This window comes from Streptacidiphilus sp. EB129 (assembly GCF_041262645.1).
Classification (GTDB): Bacteria; Actinomycetota; Actinomycetes; order Streptomycetales; family Streptomycetaceae; genus Streptacidiphilus.
Genome location: NZ_JBGCCS010000008.1, coordinates 150,288 through 165,708 on the forward strand (window position 1 = coordinate 150,288; position 15,421 = coordinate 165,708).

Annotated in this window: 15 protein-coding genes; 11 read left to right on the forward strand and 4 right to left on the reverse strand. The window is 73.1% G+C overall.

Annotated features, from left to right (window positions below; genetic code table 11):
* Positions 1-17 precede the first annotated feature (17 nt).
* Positions 18-626 (forward strand): GTP cyclohydrolase I FolE, encoded by a 609-nt coding sequence (gene folE, locus ABH925_RS12835; RefSeq protein WP_370147567.1) that lies wholly within the window; start codon positions 18-20, stop codon positions 624-626.
* A 129-nt stretch (positions 627-755) separates the two neighbouring features.
* Here the strand turns inward: folE and ABH925_RS12840 are convergent, their stop codons facing one another.
* Positions 756-2,054, reverse strand: a complete 1,299-nt coding sequence (locus tag ABH925_RS12840; RefSeq protein ID WP_370147568.1) for an alpha/beta hydrolase — start codon at positions 2,052-2,054, stop codon at positions 756-758.
* Between the two features lie 243 nt (positions 2,055-2,297).
* Here ABH925_RS12840 and ABH925_RS12845 point away from each other — a divergent pair, with 243 nt between their 5' ends.
* The 7 genes from ABH925_RS12845 to ABH925_RS12875 all read left to right on the forward strand — a co-directional run bounded on the left by ABH925_RS12845 (position 2,298) and on the right by ABH925_RS12875 (position 8,992).
* Complete coding sequence (locus tag ABH925_RS12845) at positions 2,298-4,115, forward strand: phosphatidylglycerol lysyltransferase domain-containing protein (protein WP_370147569.1); 1,818 nt, start codon at positions 2,298-2,300, stop codon at positions 4,113-4,115.
* Between the two features lie 106 nt (positions 4,116-4,221).
* Positions 4,222-5,097: a dihydropteroate synthase gene (folP, locus tag ABH925_RS12850; protein WP_370147570.1), complete on the forward strand. Its 876-nt coding sequence runs from the start codon at positions 4,222-4,224 to the stop codon at positions 5,095-5,097.
* Positions 5,094-5,543 (forward strand): nuclear transport factor 2 family protein, encoded by a 450-nt coding sequence (locus ABH925_RS12855; protein ID WP_370147571.1) that lies wholly within the window; start codon positions 5,094-5,096, stop codon positions 5,541-5,543. The genes folP and ABH925_RS12855 overlap by 4 nt, the downstream gene beginning before the upstream one ends.
* Before the next feature lie 237 nt (positions 5,544-5,780).
* A complete protein-coding gene (folB, locus tag ABH925_RS12860) occupies positions 5,781-6,140 on the forward strand; it encodes a dihydroneopterin aldolase (protein WP_370147728.1) in 360 nt (119 codons plus the stop codon).
* Positions 6,137-6,724 (forward strand): 2-amino-4-hydroxy-6-hydroxymethyldihydropteridine diphosphokinase, encoded by a 588-nt coding sequence (folK, locus tag ABH925_RS12865; RefSeq protein WP_370147572.1) that lies wholly within the window; start codon positions 6,137-6,139, stop codon positions 6,722-6,724. The genes folB and folK overlap by 4 nt, the downstream gene beginning before the upstream one ends.
* Positions 6,725-6,767: 43 nt before the next feature.
* Positions 6,768-7,268: a DUF3180 domain-containing protein gene (locus ABH925_RS12870; RefSeq protein ID WP_370147573.1), complete on the forward strand. Its 501-nt coding sequence runs from the start codon at positions 6,768-6,770 to the stop codon at positions 7,266-7,268.
* A 242-nt stretch (positions 7,269-7,510) separates the two neighbouring features.
* Positions 7,511-8,992 (forward strand): hypothetical protein, encoded by a 1,482-nt coding sequence (locus ABH925_RS12875; RefSeq protein WP_370147574.1) that lies wholly within the window; start codon positions 7,511-7,513, stop codon positions 8,990-8,992.
* An 81-nt stretch (positions 8,993-9,073) separates the two neighbouring features.
* On the opposite strand, the gene ABH925_RS12880 is transcribed toward ABH925_RS12875, so the two are convergent.
* Both ABH925_RS12880 and ABH925_RS12885 read right to left on the reverse strand, forming a co-directional pair.
* Positions 9,074-10,234 (reverse strand): NADH-quinone oxidoreductase subunit D, encoded by a 1,161-nt coding sequence (locus tag ABH925_RS12880; protein ID WP_370147575.1) that lies wholly within the window; start codon positions 10,232-10,234, stop codon positions 9,074-9,076.
* On the reverse strand, positions 10,224-11,291 hold the full coding sequence (locus tag ABH925_RS12885) for an SAM-dependent methyltransferase (RefSeq protein WP_370147729.1): 1,068 nt from the start codon (positions 11,289-11,291) through the stop codon (positions 10,224-10,226). Before ABH925_RS12885 ends, ABH925_RS12880 begins: the two co-directional genes overlap by 11 nt.
* A gap of 110 nt (positions 11,292-11,401) precedes the next feature.
* Between ABH925_RS12885 and ABH925_RS12890 the strand changes: the two genes are divergently transcribed.
* Both ABH925_RS12890 and ABH925_RS12895 read left to right on the forward strand, forming a co-directional pair.
* Positions 11,402-12,649 (forward strand): sensor histidine kinase, encoded by a 1,248-nt coding sequence (locus ABH925_RS12890; RefSeq protein WP_370147576.1) that lies wholly within the window; start codon positions 11,402-11,404, stop codon positions 12,647-12,649.
* Positions 12,650-12,727: 78 nt separating this feature from the next.
* On the forward strand, positions 12,728-13,408 hold the full coding sequence (locus ABH925_RS12895) for a response regulator (protein ID WP_370147577.1): 681 nt from the start codon (positions 12,728-12,730) through the stop codon (positions 13,406-13,408).
* A gap of 17 nt (positions 13,409-13,425) precedes the next feature.
* On the opposite strand, the gene ABH925_RS12900 is transcribed toward ABH925_RS12895, so the two are convergent.
* Positions 13,426-14,571 (reverse strand): low specificity L-threonine aldolase, encoded by a 1,146-nt coding sequence (locus ABH925_RS12900; RefSeq protein ID WP_370147578.1) that lies wholly within the window; start codon positions 14,569-14,571, stop codon positions 13,426-13,428.
* A gap of 129 nt (positions 14,572-14,700) precedes the next feature.
* Between ABH925_RS12900 and ABH925_RS12905 the strand changes: the two genes are divergently transcribed.
* Positions 14,701-15,378: a lysophospholipid acyltransferase family protein gene (locus tag ABH925_RS12905; protein WP_370147579.1), complete on the forward strand. Its 678-nt coding sequence runs from the start codon at positions 14,701-14,703 to the stop codon at positions 15,376-15,378.
* Positions 15,379-15,421: the final 43 nt, after the last annotated feature.

Consider the following 15,421-nt stretch of genomic DNA (forward strand, 5'->3'; position numbering starts at 1 on the left):
CCAACTGGAGGAGACCCATGACCGACCCGGTGACCATCGAGGGCGCGACCGGAGCGGTCCGTGATTTCGACCAGAAGCGGGCCGAGGACGCGGTGCGCGAGCTGCTGATCGCCGTGGGCGAGGATCCGGACCGTGAGGGCCTCCGGGAGACCCCGGCCCGGGTCGCCCGCTCCTACCGGGAGATATTCGCCGGTCTCTGGCAGCAGCCCGAGGATGTGCTGACCACCACCTTCGACCTGGGCCACGACGAGCTGGTGCTGGTCAAGGACATCGAGGTGACCTCGGTCTGCGAGCACCACCTGGTGCCGTTCCGGGGCGTGGCGCACGTCGGCTACATCCCCTCGACCAGCGGGAAGATCACCGGCCTGTCCAAGCTGGCCCGCCTGGTCGACGTCTACGCCCGCCGCCCGCAGGTGCAGGAGCGGCTGACCACCCAGGTCGCGGACTCGCTGATGCGGATCCTGGAGCCGCGCGGGGTGATCGTGGTCATCGAGTGCGAACACATGTGCATGTCCATGCGGGGGATCCGCAAGCCCGGCGCGAAGACGATCACGTCCGCGGTCCGGGGCCAGCTGCGCGACGCGGTCACCCGCGCCGAGGCGATGAGCCTCATCATCGGCCACTGAGCAGCGATCTGAACGGTTGCGGTCACCGCGAACGGCCGCGGTCAGCGAAGCGCGCGCCTCGCTCTTTCGAGCGAGGCGCGGAGCGTCGGCGTGCTGACGTCGCCGACGGAACGTCAGAACGGCGGAACGTCAGAACGGCCGGGGGGCGATCGCCTCGTCGGCGGAGGCGGGCAGGGCCCACGGTGACGGCGAGCTGGGGCTGGACCCCGGCGTCGGCGTCCCCAGCGGCGGCATCCCCGGAGTCGACGTCCCCGGCGTGGTGCCGGGAGCGGTGCCGCCGTTGGCCGGAACGCTCAGCTTGTCCGCCAGCCAGGGCAGCGCTATCGGCGTCTCCTGGTTCCAGGTGGTGAAGTTGTGCCCGCCGCTCGGCAGGTACATCGTCGCGACCTTCAGCGGATCCTTGGCGGCGGCGGCGAACGCCTTGGTGGCCGCGTAGTCGCTCTCGCCCTTGACGCTGCTGGCGACCAGCAGCGAGACGGCCGGCTGCGGCAGGTTCTTCAGCCGCCACATCAGGTCGTTCTCGTTCTGCAGCTGCTTGCTGCCGCCGAAGAGGTCACCGGTGGTGCTGTCCACGGCGGCCGAGTAGTAGCCGGACAGCGAGGCGGCGGCGGTGAACGCCTCCGGGTGACGCATGGTCAGCTTCAGTGCGCAGTAGCCGCCGGTGGAGTCGCCGATGACGCCCCAGCCGGCCCCGGTGGTGCCGACCCGGTAGTGGGCGGCCATCGCCTGGTGCAGGTCCTTGGTGTAGAAGGTCTCGGCCTGCGGGCCGCCGACCGCGTCGACGCACTCGTTGTCGCGGGGCATGGCGACCGACGGACGCATCATCACCAGGATGGTCGGCTGCATCTTCTGCTGGTAGATGGCCTGCGCCGCGATGGTCGGGTACTTCATCCGGCTGATCAGGTTCTCCGGGGTACCCGGGTAGCCGGTGAAGACCAGCACCACCGGGAACGCCCGGTGCGCGTAGGCGGGGTCGCTGTACTGCGGCGGCAGGTAGACGTAGGCCGGCTCGTCCAGGCCCGTGCCGCTGCCCTTGATGTCGACCTTCTGAACGCTGCCACCACTGGCCTTGGTGGGGGCTCCCGGCAGCATCAGCGGGACCGGCTTGCTGCTGAGCACCGACACGTCCGCGGCGGTGTGCGTCTGGGGCCCCTTGGCCGCCTGGCCGTTGTTGATGGTGGCCGGCGCGTTCTGGCCGCCGGTTCCCAGCAGGTCGTCCCAGGAACTGTAGAAACCGCCCCAGTTGTTGGCGGCCAGGCCGAGCGCGGCCAGCGTCAGCACCTGACTGGTCAACAGCAGGCCCACCCGGCCCAGCAATGCCTTCCAGTTCCGCAGGCCGAGCCGCGGCCAGACCCACACCGTCGCCGCGAAACAGAGCACCGCCAACAACGCGATGAGTATTTGCAGTTTCTGACTGGTGAGTCCCATGTTCACTTCCTGTTGCCTGAAGGGCGTGCCGCGTCCGGGGCGCTGTCTGGCCGGGTGGTCCAGTTGGCGGGTGGTCCAGTTGGCCGGGTGGTCTGGCCGGGGGTCTAGACGTTCCAGCATGCCCGCCCAGTTGCCGCGGTTTAGCAAAACGTTATGAGACGAGACGAAACTCATGCTTGCGGACAGGGCTCTCCTACTGGAGTCTGACCGAAGTCCTTACCTGAGGCCCTACCCTGGACACCCATGAGCGATCCCCAGGCCACCGAGAGCCAGAACCGCAAGGGCCTGCAGTTGCCCGATGTCTCCCGCCCGTGGGTCCCCGCCGTGGTCGGATACGCCACGGCCCTGGTGGGACTCGTCAACATCGTCGGCGGGGTCGCTCCGAACTTCAAGGGCAGCCGGGTCCACGAGATCGCCAGCTTCCTGCCCGGCACGGTCACCACGGTGGCGACCGCCGCCTCCCTGGTCGTCGGCATCCTGCTGATCATGCTGGCGCACGCGCTGCGCCGCCGTAAGCAGCGGGCCTGGAAGGCCGTCGCGGTGCTGCTGCCGGTCGGCGGGCTGCTGGAGGCACTGCGCTGGCACCACACCGGAACGGCCGTGGTCTCCTTCGTGGTCTTCGTGATCGTGCTGGTGAACCACAAGGAGTTCTACGCGCTGTCCGACCCGCGCACCCGCTGGCGGGCCCTGTGGAACTTCCTGGCCATGTCGATGATCAGCTTCGGTCTGGGTCTGGTCATCGTCAGCTCGCACGCCAGGACCACGCTGGGCGTGCCCGGCCTGATGGACCGGGTCTGGCAGGTGATCTGGGGCCTGATCGGCATCGGGGGCCCGATCCACTACACCAACGCGCGCACCGAGGACCTGGTCTACTACTCGCTCGCCGGGCTGGGCCTGTTCACCGCGGTCAGCACGGTCTGGCTGGCGACCAAGCCGTCCAAGCCGATCGCCGAGCTGACCCGCGAGGAGGAGGGCCAGGTCCGCGACCTGCTGGTGAAGCACGGGGCCCGGGACTCGCTGGGGTACTTCGCGCTGCGCCGCGACAAGAGCGTGATCTTCTCGCCCAGCGGCAAGGCCGCGATCGCGTACCGGGTGGTCTCCGGGGTGATGCTCGCCTCCGGCGACCCCATCGGTGACGTCGAGGCCTGGCCCGGGGCGATCAAGCGCTTCATGGAGGAGGCCCACCGCTACGCCTGGGTGCCCGCGGTGATGGGCTGCAGCGAGACCGGCGGCGAGGTGTGGACCCGCGAGGCCGGCCTGGACGCGCTGGAGATCGGCGACGAGGCCATCGTCGAGGTCGAGGACTTCACCCTGGAGGGACGCGCGATGCGCAACGTCCGTCAGATGGTGAAGCGGATCGAGCGCTCCGGGTACGAGTGCCGGGTGCGGCGCGTCGACGAGCTGGACGAGGCCGAGCGGGACCAGATCCGGCACGCGGCGGACGCCTGGCGCGGCACCGAGACCGAGCGCGGTTTCTCGATGGCGCTGGGCCGCTTCGGCGACCCGGCGGACGAGGGCTGCGTGGTGGTCACCGCGCACAAGCTGCCGGAGGACGCGCCCGAGGGGGCCAGCGACATCCGCGCGGTGCTGCACTTCGTACCCTGGGGCAGGGACGGCATCTCGCTGGAGCTGATGCGCCGCGACCGCGACGCCGACCCCGGTCTGAACGAGCTGCTGATCGTCAAGGCCCTGCAGGCGGGTCCCGAGCTCGGGGTCACCCGGGTCTCGCTGAACTTCGCGATGTTCCGCTCCGCGCTGGCCCGGGGCGAGCGGATCGGCGCGGGGCCGGTGCTGCGCGCCTGGCGCGGGCTGCTGGTCTTCCTCTCCCGCTGGTTCCAGATCGAGTCGCTGTACAAGTTCAACGCCAAGTTCCGGCCCATCTGGGAGCCCCGTTTCCTGGTCTACCCGACCGCCCGGGACCTGCCGCGGATCGGCATCTCGGCCCTGCAGGCCGAGGCCTTCATCGTGATGGAGCTGCCGAAGTTCCTGCGCCGCCGCCAGGCCGCGGCCGCCGCCCGCCCGCAGGAGCAGCTGGCCGCCAAGCCGGCCGAGGCGCGGTAGCCGCCGCCGTACCGTGCCATCCCGCCGGGAGGGCCGCATGGGCGTGGCGCGCCGCAGGGCGGCCCGGGGGGCCGGGCCGGGGGCGGTTGCCGGGAGAATGGTGCGCATGAACGCGTACACGAGCCCGCTGCCCGGGTTGCCGCACTGGGACTGGGGCCGCTGCGGGGTGATGGGCATCGTCAACGTCACCCCGGACTCCTTCTCCGACGGCGGACTGTGGCTGGACCCGGACAAGGCCGTCGCCCACGGTGTGGAACTCGCCGCCCAGGGGGCCGACATCGTCGACGTCGGCGGTGAGTCCACCCGTCCCGGTGCGGTGCGGGTGACCCAGGACGAGGAACTGCGCCGGGTGCTGCCGGTGGTCCGCGGCCTGGCCGGGGCGGGGGTGCGGGTCAGCGTGGACACCATGCGGGCCGCCGTCGCCGAGGCGGCGGTCGCCGCCGGTGCCGCGGTGATCAACGACGTCAGCGGCGGCCGGTCGGACCCGGGGATGATCGCCGTCGCGGCCGCCACCGGGGTGCCGTTCGTGGTGATGCACTGGCGCGGTCAGTCCACCGTGATGGACGACCTGGCCCGGTACGACGACGTGGTCGGCGAGGTGATCGACGAGGTGGAGCGGCAGATGGAGGCCGTGGTGGCCGGCGGCGTCGACCCTTCGCAGCTGATCGTCGACCCCGGCCTCGGCTTCGCCAAGAGCCGCGAGGACGACTGGGCCCTGCTGGCCCGGCTGGACGCCTGGTCCCGGCTGGGGCGGCCGGTGCTGGTGGCGGCCTCCCGCAAGCGCTTCCTCGGCACCCTGCTCGCCGACCCGGCCACCGGCGAGGTGCGCCCGGCCCGGGCCAGGGACGCCGCCACGGCGGCGGTGTCCGCGCTGGCGGCCGCGCAGGGCGCCTGGGCGGTCCGGGTGCACGAGGTCCCCGCGACGGCGGACGCGGTACGGGTCGAGGCCGCGCTGCGCGGCGCGAAGGGCGGAGCCGGATGACCACGACCGACCGGGACGCGGTGGAGACCGCGAACAGCGCCCTCTACGAGGCCCTGGAGGCCGGCGACCTGGACGCGCTCACCGACGTCTGGGTCTCCGGCGCCGACGCCGACGACGTGAAGGGTGCCGTCTGCGTCCACCCGGGCTGGCCGGTGCTGCGCGGGCGGGCCTCGGTGCTGCGCTCCTACGCGCTGATCATGGCCCACACCGAGTACATCCAGTTCTTCCTCACCGACGTGGAGATCGAGCTGCTGGGTGATGTGGCACTTGTCACCTGCACCGAGAACATCCTCTCCGGCGGCGAGGCGGAGGAGGAGGGCGAGCTGGGCCCGCTGGTCGGCGGCCAGGTCGTCGCCACGAATCTGTTCCGCCGGACCCGGGACGGCTGGAAGCTCTGGTCGCACCATGGTTCACCCGTGTTGACCAGCGGTGACGACGGGGAGTGAGCGCGGTGGCCGGGGCCGGACCCGGCCCCGGGGAATGGCTCGGCGCGTCGGCGGCGTTCACCCGTCCGTCCGGTGCGCGAGTGGCGCCGGACGGCGCTGCCGCGGGCGGGACTGTCGGTCCCCGGAGGTAGCTTGGATCGTGCAGGCATCGTCGCCTGCCGCGTTTCCGCCTGCCTTCCCGGCCGCACGGCCGGGTGCGGACCGGGGCGCTCGACCAGTGTGGGAGTGATTCGATTGCTGGACCGTGTCGCGGTTCGGGGCCTGCGTGCCCGTGGACACCATGGGGTCTTCCCGCGTGAGCGGGAGATGGGCCAGACCTTCGTGGTGGACGTGGTGCTGGGCGTCGACACCCGGCCCGCCGCCTCGGGTGACGACCTCACACGTACCGCGCACTACGGCGTCGTGGCCGAGGAGGTCGTCGCCGTGGTGCAGGGCGAGCCGGTGGACCTGATCGAGACCCTGGCCCAGCGCATCGCCGACCAGTGCCTGAAGCACGAGGCGGTACAGGAGGTCGAGGTGACCGTGCACAAGCCGGACGCCCCGATCACCGTGCCGTTCGACGACGTGACCATCACCATCGTTCGGAGCCGCGGATGAGCAGCGATCCCACCACCACCCCGGTGTCCCCCGAGGTCGAGCAGCAGGTCGACGAGGCGGACAGCACCCTGCACAACCCCCGCCGCGCGGTCATCGCGCTCGGCAGCAACCTCGGCAACCGGCTGGAGACCCTCCAGGGCGCCGTGGACGCGCTGGAGGACACGCCCGGCGTGCGGATCAAGGCCGTCTCGGCGGTCTACGAGACCGAGGGCGTCGGCGGCCCCGAGGACCAGCCCGCGTACCTGAACGCGGTGCTGGTGCTGCGCACCACCCTGCCGCCGGGCTCGCTGCTGGAGCGCGCCAACGCGGTCGAGGACGCGTTCGGCCGGGTCCGCGCGGTGCGCTGGGGCCCGCGCACCCTGGACGTGGACATCGTCGCCTACGAGGGCGTGGTCCAGGACGCCGCCGAGCTGACGCTGCCGCACCCCCGGGCGCACGAGCGGGCGTTCGTGCTCGCGCCGTGGCTGGACGCCGATCCGGCGGCGGAGATCCCCGGCCACGGGCCGGTCGCCGAGCTGCTCGCGTCGGTCGGCGAGAAGGGCGTGCTGCGGCGCGCGGACATCTCGCTGCACCTTCCGGAGTAGCGTCGGGCCCACGGTTGTCGTTGCTCATTGTTAAGGGGAGATCGTGAAGCCGCTACGCCCTGTGGTGCTGGCCGGTATCACCGTTGTCGCAGGGGTGCTCTCCTGGGGGGGCTCGCGGCTGTGGAACTCCGTGGGCTCGCTGCCGGGAGTGCCCGCGGCCGCCCCGATCGTCCTGGCGCTCATCGCCGTGGTGCTCGCCGTGACCGCGATCAACCTGCGCGGACGGCTGCGGGCGCAGCGGGACCGGGTCCCCGGCGCCAAGGGCGTCGACCCGCTGTCGGCGGCCCGCGCGGTGGTCCTCGGCCAGGCCAGCGCGCTGGTCTCGGCTCTGGTCACCGGCGTGTACGGGGGCATGGGGGTGTTCCTGCTGAGCCTGATGGACACCGTCCCGGCACGGAAGGGCCAGGCCCTGACCGCGCTGTTCGCGGTGCTCGCGGGGGTGGCGGTGATGGCGGCCGGTCTGTGGCTGCAGCACATCTGCCGGCTCCCGGACGACCCGGACGCCACCGCCCCCCGCAACTCCACCCCGGCCCAGCGCCCCTGACGGTCCGAGCGCCTCTGATGGTCCGAGCGTCCCTGACGGTCCCGCGGCGGCGGGTGGCCGGATCCGGTTGGCTCACCCAAGCGGGTGATCATCTTCCGATCACCCCGAAATCGGGACGACGCGGGCACGGAACGGTGACTCTGCGTCCCCCAGCCCTGGCTCGATGTCATCAACGGTGGCTGTCAAGACCGTCTTTGGCCCCTCGCCTGACATGGCCGGAGGCGTCACGCTAGATTTCGGGCATGCCTCGTGGTCGCCACCGTCAGTCCTCGCCTCTGAGCAGGCTTCTTCCGCCCACCGCCTGCGGAGTGCTGGCGATCGCCTCGCTGATATCAGCGGCGTTCACCGGTGACCCGACGGTGCTGAAGGTCCTGGTCGTGGCGGCGTCGGTCGGCGCCTTCGCCGGTGCGGTGCTGCTGCGGCTGCGCGAGCACGCCGGGCAGGTCGAGCTGGAGGTCGAGGTCGCCGCGAGGGCGCGGGACGAGGCCCGCTTCGAGGACCGCGTGGCGGAGCTGGAGTATCTGGCCGAGAACGCGGACGAGCAGGTCAAGCGGCTGGAGCGGCAGCTGCTGGCGCAGCGGAGCCAGCTGATGCGGTCGGAGGGCGAGAACGCCCGGCTGCTGCGGGAGCGCGCGCGGCTGGCCGCCGAACAGGCGCTGCGGGAGGCCGAGGAGCTCCGGCGCCGCGAGGCCGCCAAGCGTGGGGCCCGCCCCACCCCCACCGCCTACCTCAAGGCCGCGTCGGCGATGCGCACCCTGGAGCGCCGGGCCGCGGTGGCCCGCGCCCAGCGGATCGCCGCCGCAGCGCGCGGCGGCGCCCTGCAGCTCGCCGCCGCCCCGTCCCCGTCAACCCCCGCCACCGCACCGACCGCCGCCCCGCTGACCCACCCTCAAACCACCGCCACCGCCCAGCCCCCGGCCGTGCAGGCCGCCGGCGTGCCGGCTACCGGCCCGCAGACCCCGCCCGGGCAGGCCCCCGCTGTCGCGGCTGCCGGTCCGCAGACCCCGCCCGTGCAGTCGCCTGTCATGCAGGCTCCCGGTCGGCAGATCGCAGCCGCCCAGACCCCCGCCGCCGAGACCCCCGCCGGGCAGGCCGCCGCTGGGCAGGCCCCGACCGGGCAGGCCCCGGCTGGGGACGTGGTTGTGCAGGCGTCTGGCGGGAAGGGTGGCGGGGGCGAGGCTGTGGCTCAGGGCGGTGGGGTCGCTGCGCGCAGCGCGTCCGCGCCGGTGCCCGGGGCGGAGGCCCGGGCGGCGACCGCCGTCGGGGTGGAGCACAGCGGTCCGCGCTCCCGGCCGGAGGCCGATGCCCCGACGCAGGCGGCCCAGCTGCCGCCGGCGGAGACGCCGATCGTCGGCATGGGCCCCGCCTGGGCCCGCGCGGCGCTGCCGCCGATGCGGCCCGCCTCGGCGGTCGCGCCGTCCTCCCCGCCGCGCCCCGCCTGGGACCTGCGCCGGCAGGCCGGCGGTACCGGCGCCGCCGGTGCCGGGACGTTCAACTTCTTCTCGCGTCAGGAGGCGGCCATCTCCACCGGCCTCAACCGGCTCGGGGACCTGGCCGACGTGGTCGGCGACGAGGCCGCCGCCGCGCAGGACCGCTACAGCGCGGAGCACCCGGCCGAGGCGCGCCCCGCCGAGGCGCCCCCGGCGGAGCCCGCCCTGGTCGACCTCACCGCCGACGACGAGACCGAGGCCCTGGACCTGCGAGCACTGCGCGACGCGCGCTGACCGCACAGCGGGTCCAACCGCACAGCGGGTCCGATCCGCCAGCAGGACAGTGCCGCCGCTCGCCGACCTCGCGGGCGGCGGTTACTTGTCGATGTCGCCGACGACGAAGAACATCGAGCCGAGGATGGCGACCATGTCCGCGACCAGCGTCCCGGGCAGCAGTTCGGTCAGGACCTGGACGTTGTTGTACGAGGCCGAGCGCAGCTTCAGCCGCCACGGGGTCTTGTCGCCCCGGGAGACCAGGTAGTACCCGTTGACGCCGAGGGGGTTCTCGGTCCAGGCGTAGGTCTGGCCCTCGGGGGCCTTCAGGACCTTGGGGAGGCGCTGGTTGATCGGCCCGGGGGCCAGCTCGCCGATCCGGTCGAGGCAGGCGTCGGCGAGGTCCAGCGCGTTGTGGACCTGCTCCAGCAGGCACTCGAAGCGGGCCAGGCAGTCGCCCTCGGTCCGGGTGACCACCCGCAGCACGTCGGCGAGCTCGCCGTACGCCAGGTAGGGCTCGTCACGGCGCAGGTCGAAGTCCACCCCGCTGGCGCGGGCGATCGGCCCGCTCACCCCGTACGCGTGGACGTGGGCGGGGGAGAGCACGCCGACGGTGCGGGTGCGGGCGCGGAAGATCTCGTTGCCGAGCACCAGGTTGTCGAAGACGTCCATCCGGCCGCGGACCGCGGCCACCGCGGCGCGCACCCGTCCGTACCAGCCGGCCGGAAGGTCCTCCTTGAGGCCGCCGACGCGGTTGAACATGTAGTGCATCCGGCCGCCGGAGGCCTCCTCCATGACCGCCTGGAGCTGCTCGCGCTCCTTGAAGGCGTGGAAGATCGGGGTGATCCCGCCCAGTTCCAGCGGATAGGAGCCGAGGAACATCAGGTGGTTCAGCACCCGGTTCAGCTCGGCCAGCAGGGTGCGGGTCCAGGTGGCCCGGACCGGGACCTCCATGCCGAGCATCCGCTCCACGCCGAGCACGACGCCGAGCTCGTTGGCGAAGGCCGACAGCCAGTCGTGACGGTTCGCCAGCATGATGATCTGCCGGTAGTCACGGGCCTCGAAGAGCTTCTCCGCGCCCCGGTGCATATAGCCGACGACCGGCTCGGCGGCCGTGATCAGCTCGCCGTCCAGGTTCAGCCGCAGCCGCAGCACGCCGTGGGTGGAAGGGTGCTGCGGGCCGATGTTCAGCACCATGTCGCTGGTGCCGAACTCGGTGCCGGCGCCGATCCCGACCATGGCCTGGCGTGTGCTACTCGTCATGAGCCAAGAGTGTGCCATCCCCGGCGTGCGCGAGCCCAGGCCACGGCTCGGGGAGCGGGATCCGGACCGACTGCAGGCCCCAGACGAAGGAGCCCAGGCCGCCGGTCGCGGTGAGTTCCGCCGCCTCGCCCGCCGCGGCCAGGGCCCGCAGGTAGCCGGCCGGGTCGGTGCCGGCCAGGGCCAGTGGGGGCCGGTCGCCGCGAACGCCGAGCAGGCGCAGTGCTGCGCGCTGCGTCGTCCACAGGCTGTGGACGGGCGAGGCGCCCCGGGCGGCCGCGTCCAGGCAGGAGTCCAGGGCCACGTGGGAGGTCAGGTCACAGCTGCCGTCCGGCACCGGTCGCACCTCGCGCCCGCCGCGGAACGCGGCAAGGGTGCCGAACGGCGGCCGGGAGCCGGCGCTGTGGGCGTAGTCGATCGCCACGGCGACGCCCTGCCGCAGCGAGCCGACGGCCTCGGCCCAGGCCCGGTCGCGCGGCAGCCCGATCTCTGCGCGCAGGCCCGGCTCCTCCCCGTCCAGCGGCCACCAGCGCCGCAGCCACTCCGCCTCGGCGCCGGAGACCACCGCGCCGAGCCGCTCCCCGCCCGAGGCCGGGTCGACCTCGACCAGCCGGGCCACCCCGTCCGGGTCCACCTCGGCGATCTCCACGGGCACGTTGTCCAGCCACTCGTTGGCGATCAGCACCCCGGCCTCCGCGGGCTCGATCCGCCCGCCCCAGGCCACCCGGTCCGGCAGCCCGGCGGGGCGGGCCGCCTTCTCCACGCCCCGCAGCAGCAGCCGCCGGGCGAGCCCGGGGTGCTCGGCCCCGGCGCGCTCCGCCAGCGCGGTCAGCAGCTCGCCCCGGCCCGCCCCGACATCGGTGACCACCAGCTCGGCCGGTCGGCCCAGGGCCTCGTCGACCTGCCGGACCAGGTCCAGCACCGCGCCCGCGAACAGCGCCGACGCATGTACGGAGGTGCGGAAGTGGGCGGCGGGCCCGTTTCCCGAGGTGAAGAAGCCGCCTGCCCCGCCGCGCCCGTACAACGCCTCATCAGTCGCCTGCCGCCACCCCAGCCACATGTTCACCACAGCACCATAGAGTCACCACGGCTTACTCTCCGACCTGCGGAGGAGCACGACTCAGCCCGGCGGGGGACCCAGCACTCCCCTGAGCTGCATACGCTGGGATTGTGCAACTTCTCTACAGCTGGTTCCGCAGGCACCCCACCGTGGCGGACGCGGTGTGGGCCGGTCTGCTGTTCCTGGTGTGCCTGCTGGAGGGCGTGAGCCAGCTCCACACCAACCGGGACCACGCGGACACCGGTGGGATCCCGTACCCGATGACGGCGTTCGCCGTCATCTCGGTGGTCCTGTGCGTTCTGCTGGTGTTGCGCCGCCGCTACCCGGACGTGACGGTGGGCGTCGCCATCGCGGTCGGACTCGCCCAGGTCGCCTTCCACTGGTCGCCGATAAGCGCCGACGCCGCCCTGCTGGTGATCGCCTACACCGCCGCCGCCTTCGCCCACGTCTGGATGTCGCGGCTGACGCTGCTGGTGGGAACGCTGGCCGGGCCGATGTTCTTCTACCGGTTCGCCACCGGGGTCGACCACCGCACCCTGACCAACGCGGTGCTCAGCCTGATCGCCTCCAGCCCGTTCATCCTCAGCTGGGTGCTGGGCCGGCTCACCCGGATCCGCCGGGCCTACTACATGGAGCTGGAGGACCGGGCCGCCCGACTGGAGCGGGAGCGGGACGCGCAGGCCAAGGTCGCGGTCGCGGCGGAACGCGCGCGGATCGCCCGGGAGCTGCACGACGTCGTCGCCCACAATGTGTCCGTGATGATCGTTCAGGCCGACGGCGCCTCCTACGTCATGGACTCCTCCCCGGAGCAGGCCAAGCAGGCGCTGGGGACCATCGCCAGCACCGGCCGCCAGGCGCTGGAGGAGATGCGCCGGCTGCTCGGGCTGCTGCGCTCGGCCGACAGCGTCGGCGAGTACGTGCCGCAGCCCGGCGTCGAGCAGCTCCCCGACCTGCTGGAGCAGGTCCGCACGGCCGGCCTGCCGGTGGCCTTCAGCGTCGAGGGGGAACCCCGGGAGCTGCCGCGCGGGGTCGAGCTGACCGCCTACCGCATCGTCCAGGAGGCGCTGACCAACGCCCGCAAGCACGGTGGCCCCGAGGCCAGCGCGACGGTGCGGATCCGCTTCGAGGAGCGCAGCGTGGAGATGCTGATCGAGGACAACGGCCGCGGCGCCAGTGCGCAGCTGGCCAGGGACGGCGGCGAGGACGGCTTCGGTCACGGGCTGATCGGCATGCGCGAACGCGTCGGCATGGTCGGCGGCACGCTGGACGCGGGCCCCCGCGACGGCGGCGGCTTCCGGATCAACGCGGTGCTGCCGCTGGCCCCCTCCCGCCGCCCGAGCACGGCCCCCAGCACCTGACCCGTCCCCGCACCTGACACCGTGGCAGTACCCGACACCGTGGCAGCACCTGAACCACTCGCGCAAAGGACCCCCGCCATGCCGATCCGTGTGATGCTCGTCGACGACCAGGAGCTGCTGCGCACCGGCTTCCGGATGGTGCTGCAGTCCCAGCCCGACATCGAGATCGTCGCGGAGGCCGGTGACGGGCTCGCTGCCCTGGAGGCGCTGGCGGCCACCCCGGTCGACGTGATCCTCATGGACGTGCGGATGCCCCGGATGGACGGTGTCGAGGCGACCCGCAGGATCTGCGTGGAGAGCGGCGAGCGCGGCGCCGGGCCGGGCCCCCGGGTCCTCATCCTGACCACCTTCGACCTGGACGAGTACGCCTTCGCCGCGCTCAAGGCCGGGGCCAGCGGGTTCCTGCTGAAGGACGTCCCGCCGGCCGAGCTGGTCGCGGCGATCCACGCGGTGGCCGGCGGGGAGGCGGTGGTCGCCCCGACCACCACCCGCCGCATGATCGACCGCTTCGCGACCGTGCTGCCCAGCTCGCAGCCGCCGCTGGACACCCCGGAGCTGGCCCGGCTCACCGACCGCGAGCGCGAGGTGCTGCTGCTGATCGCGCAGGGCATGTCCAACGGCGAGATCGCCGACCGGCTGGTGCTGTCCGAGGCGACGGTGAAGACTCACGTGGGCCGCATCCTCACCAAGCTGCAGCTGCGCGACCGGGTCCAGGCCGTCGTGCTCGCCTACGAGACCGGCCTGGTCCGCCCCGGCTGAGCGGCGCCAGGAGCGCGTCAGCAGCCCCGGAGCAGTTCCAGGAACTCGCCGACGGAGCTGCGCACATCGTCGGCGGACCACTCCAGGGCCGGGCCGTGCACGGTGATCTCGCACTGCGAGATCCCCGGCAGGCCCCGCTCGTGCCACAGGCCGAACAGCATCCGGCCGGTCCGCTCCGCGTAGCGGACCACCGCCTCGTTCAGGGCGTCCGCGCCGAACGGCAGCCAGAGCTGGAACTGGTGGGTGTGCGGCGGCTCGGGGAACACCCGGGCGCCGGGCAGCTCGGACAGCGCCTCGGCCAGGGCCTGGGCCACCACCTTGGCGTGGGCGACGTACTCGCCGAGGCGGGGCAGCTCCCGGTCGAGACCGGCCAGCGCGCTCAGGGCCGCGGGCCACTGCTCGAAGAGCTGGCCGCCGTAGCGGTGCCGCCAGGTCTTCGCCTGGTCGACGAACGACTCCGGGCCGGCCAGCGCGGCCCCGCTGATCCCGCCCAGCGTCTTGTAGAACGAGACGTAGACCGAGTCCGCCAGCGCGGCGATCTCCGACAGCGGCCGGCCGAAGTGCGGCACCGTCTCCCACAGCCGGGCGCCGTCGAAGTGCACCACGGCGTCCCGCTCCCGGGCCGCCGCGACGGTCGCCTCCAGCTCGGCCCAGCTCGGCAGGACGAAGCCGGCGTCACGCAGCGGGAGCTCCAGCATCAGGGTGCCGAAGGGCTCGGCGAAGTCCTCGATCTCGGCCGCCAGGGCGACCCGCGGCGCGGAGGTCGGCCAGACGCTGCGCAGCCCGCTGAGCTGGGAGTACGCCATCCGCTCATGCCGCTCCGGGTGCGCCAGCGGGTGCATCGCGACGGTCCGGTCACCGGTGCGGTCGGCCCAGCAGCGCAGTGCGACCTGCTGCGCCATCGTGCCGGTCGGGAAGAACGCGGCGGACTCGGTTCCCAGCAGCCCGGCGACCCGTTCCTCCAGCACCTCGACGACGCCGTCCCCGTACACGTCGGGGGCCAGGTCCAGGTCGTACGGGGCGTCGGCGAGCGCGGCGGCCTTCTCGCGCAGGCTCTGCGCCCGCAGGCCGGACAGCATCCGGGTGCTCGACCGGCGCGCCTCGAAACGCCGCCGGCCGGGATCCTTCATCGCGTCGTCCGTCATGCCGTCACCAGGAGTCATAGGCTCGATGATGCCCCAATCCCCGTGCGCCGGTCAGAGGGCCCGGAGGCCCCCGGGCGGGGCTCCCCAGATCGGCGCCGATGTCGTACGATCCCGCAGCCAGGCCAACCCGCAGCCCCCGGAGGACCCGTGTTCGCAGCTGTTGCCAGGTCAGTGCTGGCCCCGCTGGCACGGACGGTCTACCGACCGGTGGTCGAGGGCCGCGAGAACGTGCCCAGGCGCGGGCCGGTGATCATCGCCAGCAACCACCTCTCGTTCATCGACAGCGTGGTCATCCCGCTGGTCGCGCCGAGGCCGGTGGTCTTCCTGGCCAAGGCCGAGTACTTCACCGGCACCGGTCTCAAGGGGTGGCTGAGCCGGGCCTGGTTCACCGCGATCGACGCGGTCCCGGTGGAGCGCGGCACCCACCGCGCGGCGCAGGCCTCCCTGGACGCCGCGCTGGGCGTGCTGGCCGGCGGCGGCGCCTTCGGCATCTACCCGGAGGGCACCCGCTCGCTGGACGGACGGCTGTACCGGGGCCGTACCGGCGTCGCCTGGCTGGCGCTGACCTCGGGTGCGCCGGTGGTCCCGGTGGCGCTGGCCGGGACGGAGAAGATCCAGCCGGTGGGCTCGCGGCTGCCGCGGATCCGGCGGGTCACCGTGCGTTTCGGGGCGCCGCTGGACTTCGGCGACCGGGCGGACGTCCGGCCCGCCGGCCCGGTCCGCCGGGCGGTCACCGACGAGATCATGGACGCCATCCACGCGCTGTCCGACCAGCCCCGTACCGCGGCCTACAACGAGCCGCCCCGCCGGGCCGAGGCCGCCTGACCCGGTCGCCATTTAGGATGGGGCGGTACGTCCGGTACCCACG

Excerpts from the sequence above, each read along its gene's own strand:
- ABH925_RS12900 (WP_370147578.1), bottom strand. The coding sequence starts at position 14,571 with ATGACTCCTGGTGACGGCATGACGGACGACGCGATGAAGGATCCCGGC.
- ABH925_RS12875 (WP_370147574.1), top strand. The coding sequence starts at position 7,511 with ATGCCTCGTGGTCGCCACCGTCAGTCCTCGCCTCTGAGCAGGCTTCTT.
- ABH925_RS12880 (WP_370147575.1), bottom strand. The coding sequence starts at position 10,234 with ATGACGAGTAGCACACGCCAGGCCATGGTCGGGATCGGCGCCGGCACC.
- ABH925_RS12845 (WP_370147569.1), top strand. The coding sequence starts at position 2,298 with ATGAGCGATCCCCAGGCCACCGAGAGCCAGAACCGCAAGGGCCTGCAG.
- folK (WP_370147572.1), top strand. The coding sequence starts at position 6,137 with ATGAGCAGCGATCCCACCACCACCCCGGTGTCCCCCGAGGTCGAGCAG.
- ABH925_RS12855 (WP_370147571.1), top strand. The coding sequence starts at position 5,094 with ATGACCACGACCGACCGGGACGCGGTGGAGACCGCGAACAGCGCCCTC.
- ABH925_RS12895 (WP_370147577.1), top strand. The coding sequence starts at position 12,728 with ATGCCGATCCGTGTGATGCTCGTCGACGACCAGGAGCTGCTGCGCACC.
- folP (WP_370147570.1), top strand. The coding sequence starts at position 4,222 with ATGAACGCGTACACGAGCCCGCTGCCCGGGTTGCCGCACTGGGACTGG.
- folE (WP_370147567.1), top strand. The coding sequence starts at position 18 with ATGACCGACCCGGTGACCATCGAGGGCGCGACCGGAGCGGTCCGTGAT.
- ABH925_RS12840 (WP_370147568.1), bottom strand. The coding sequence starts at position 2,054 with ATGGGACTCACCAGTCAGAAACTGCAAATACTCATCGCGTTGTTGGCG.
- ABH925_RS12885 (WP_370147729.1), bottom strand. The coding sequence starts at position 11,291 with ATGTGGCTGGGGTGGCGGCAGGCGACTGATGAGGCGTTGTACGGGCGC.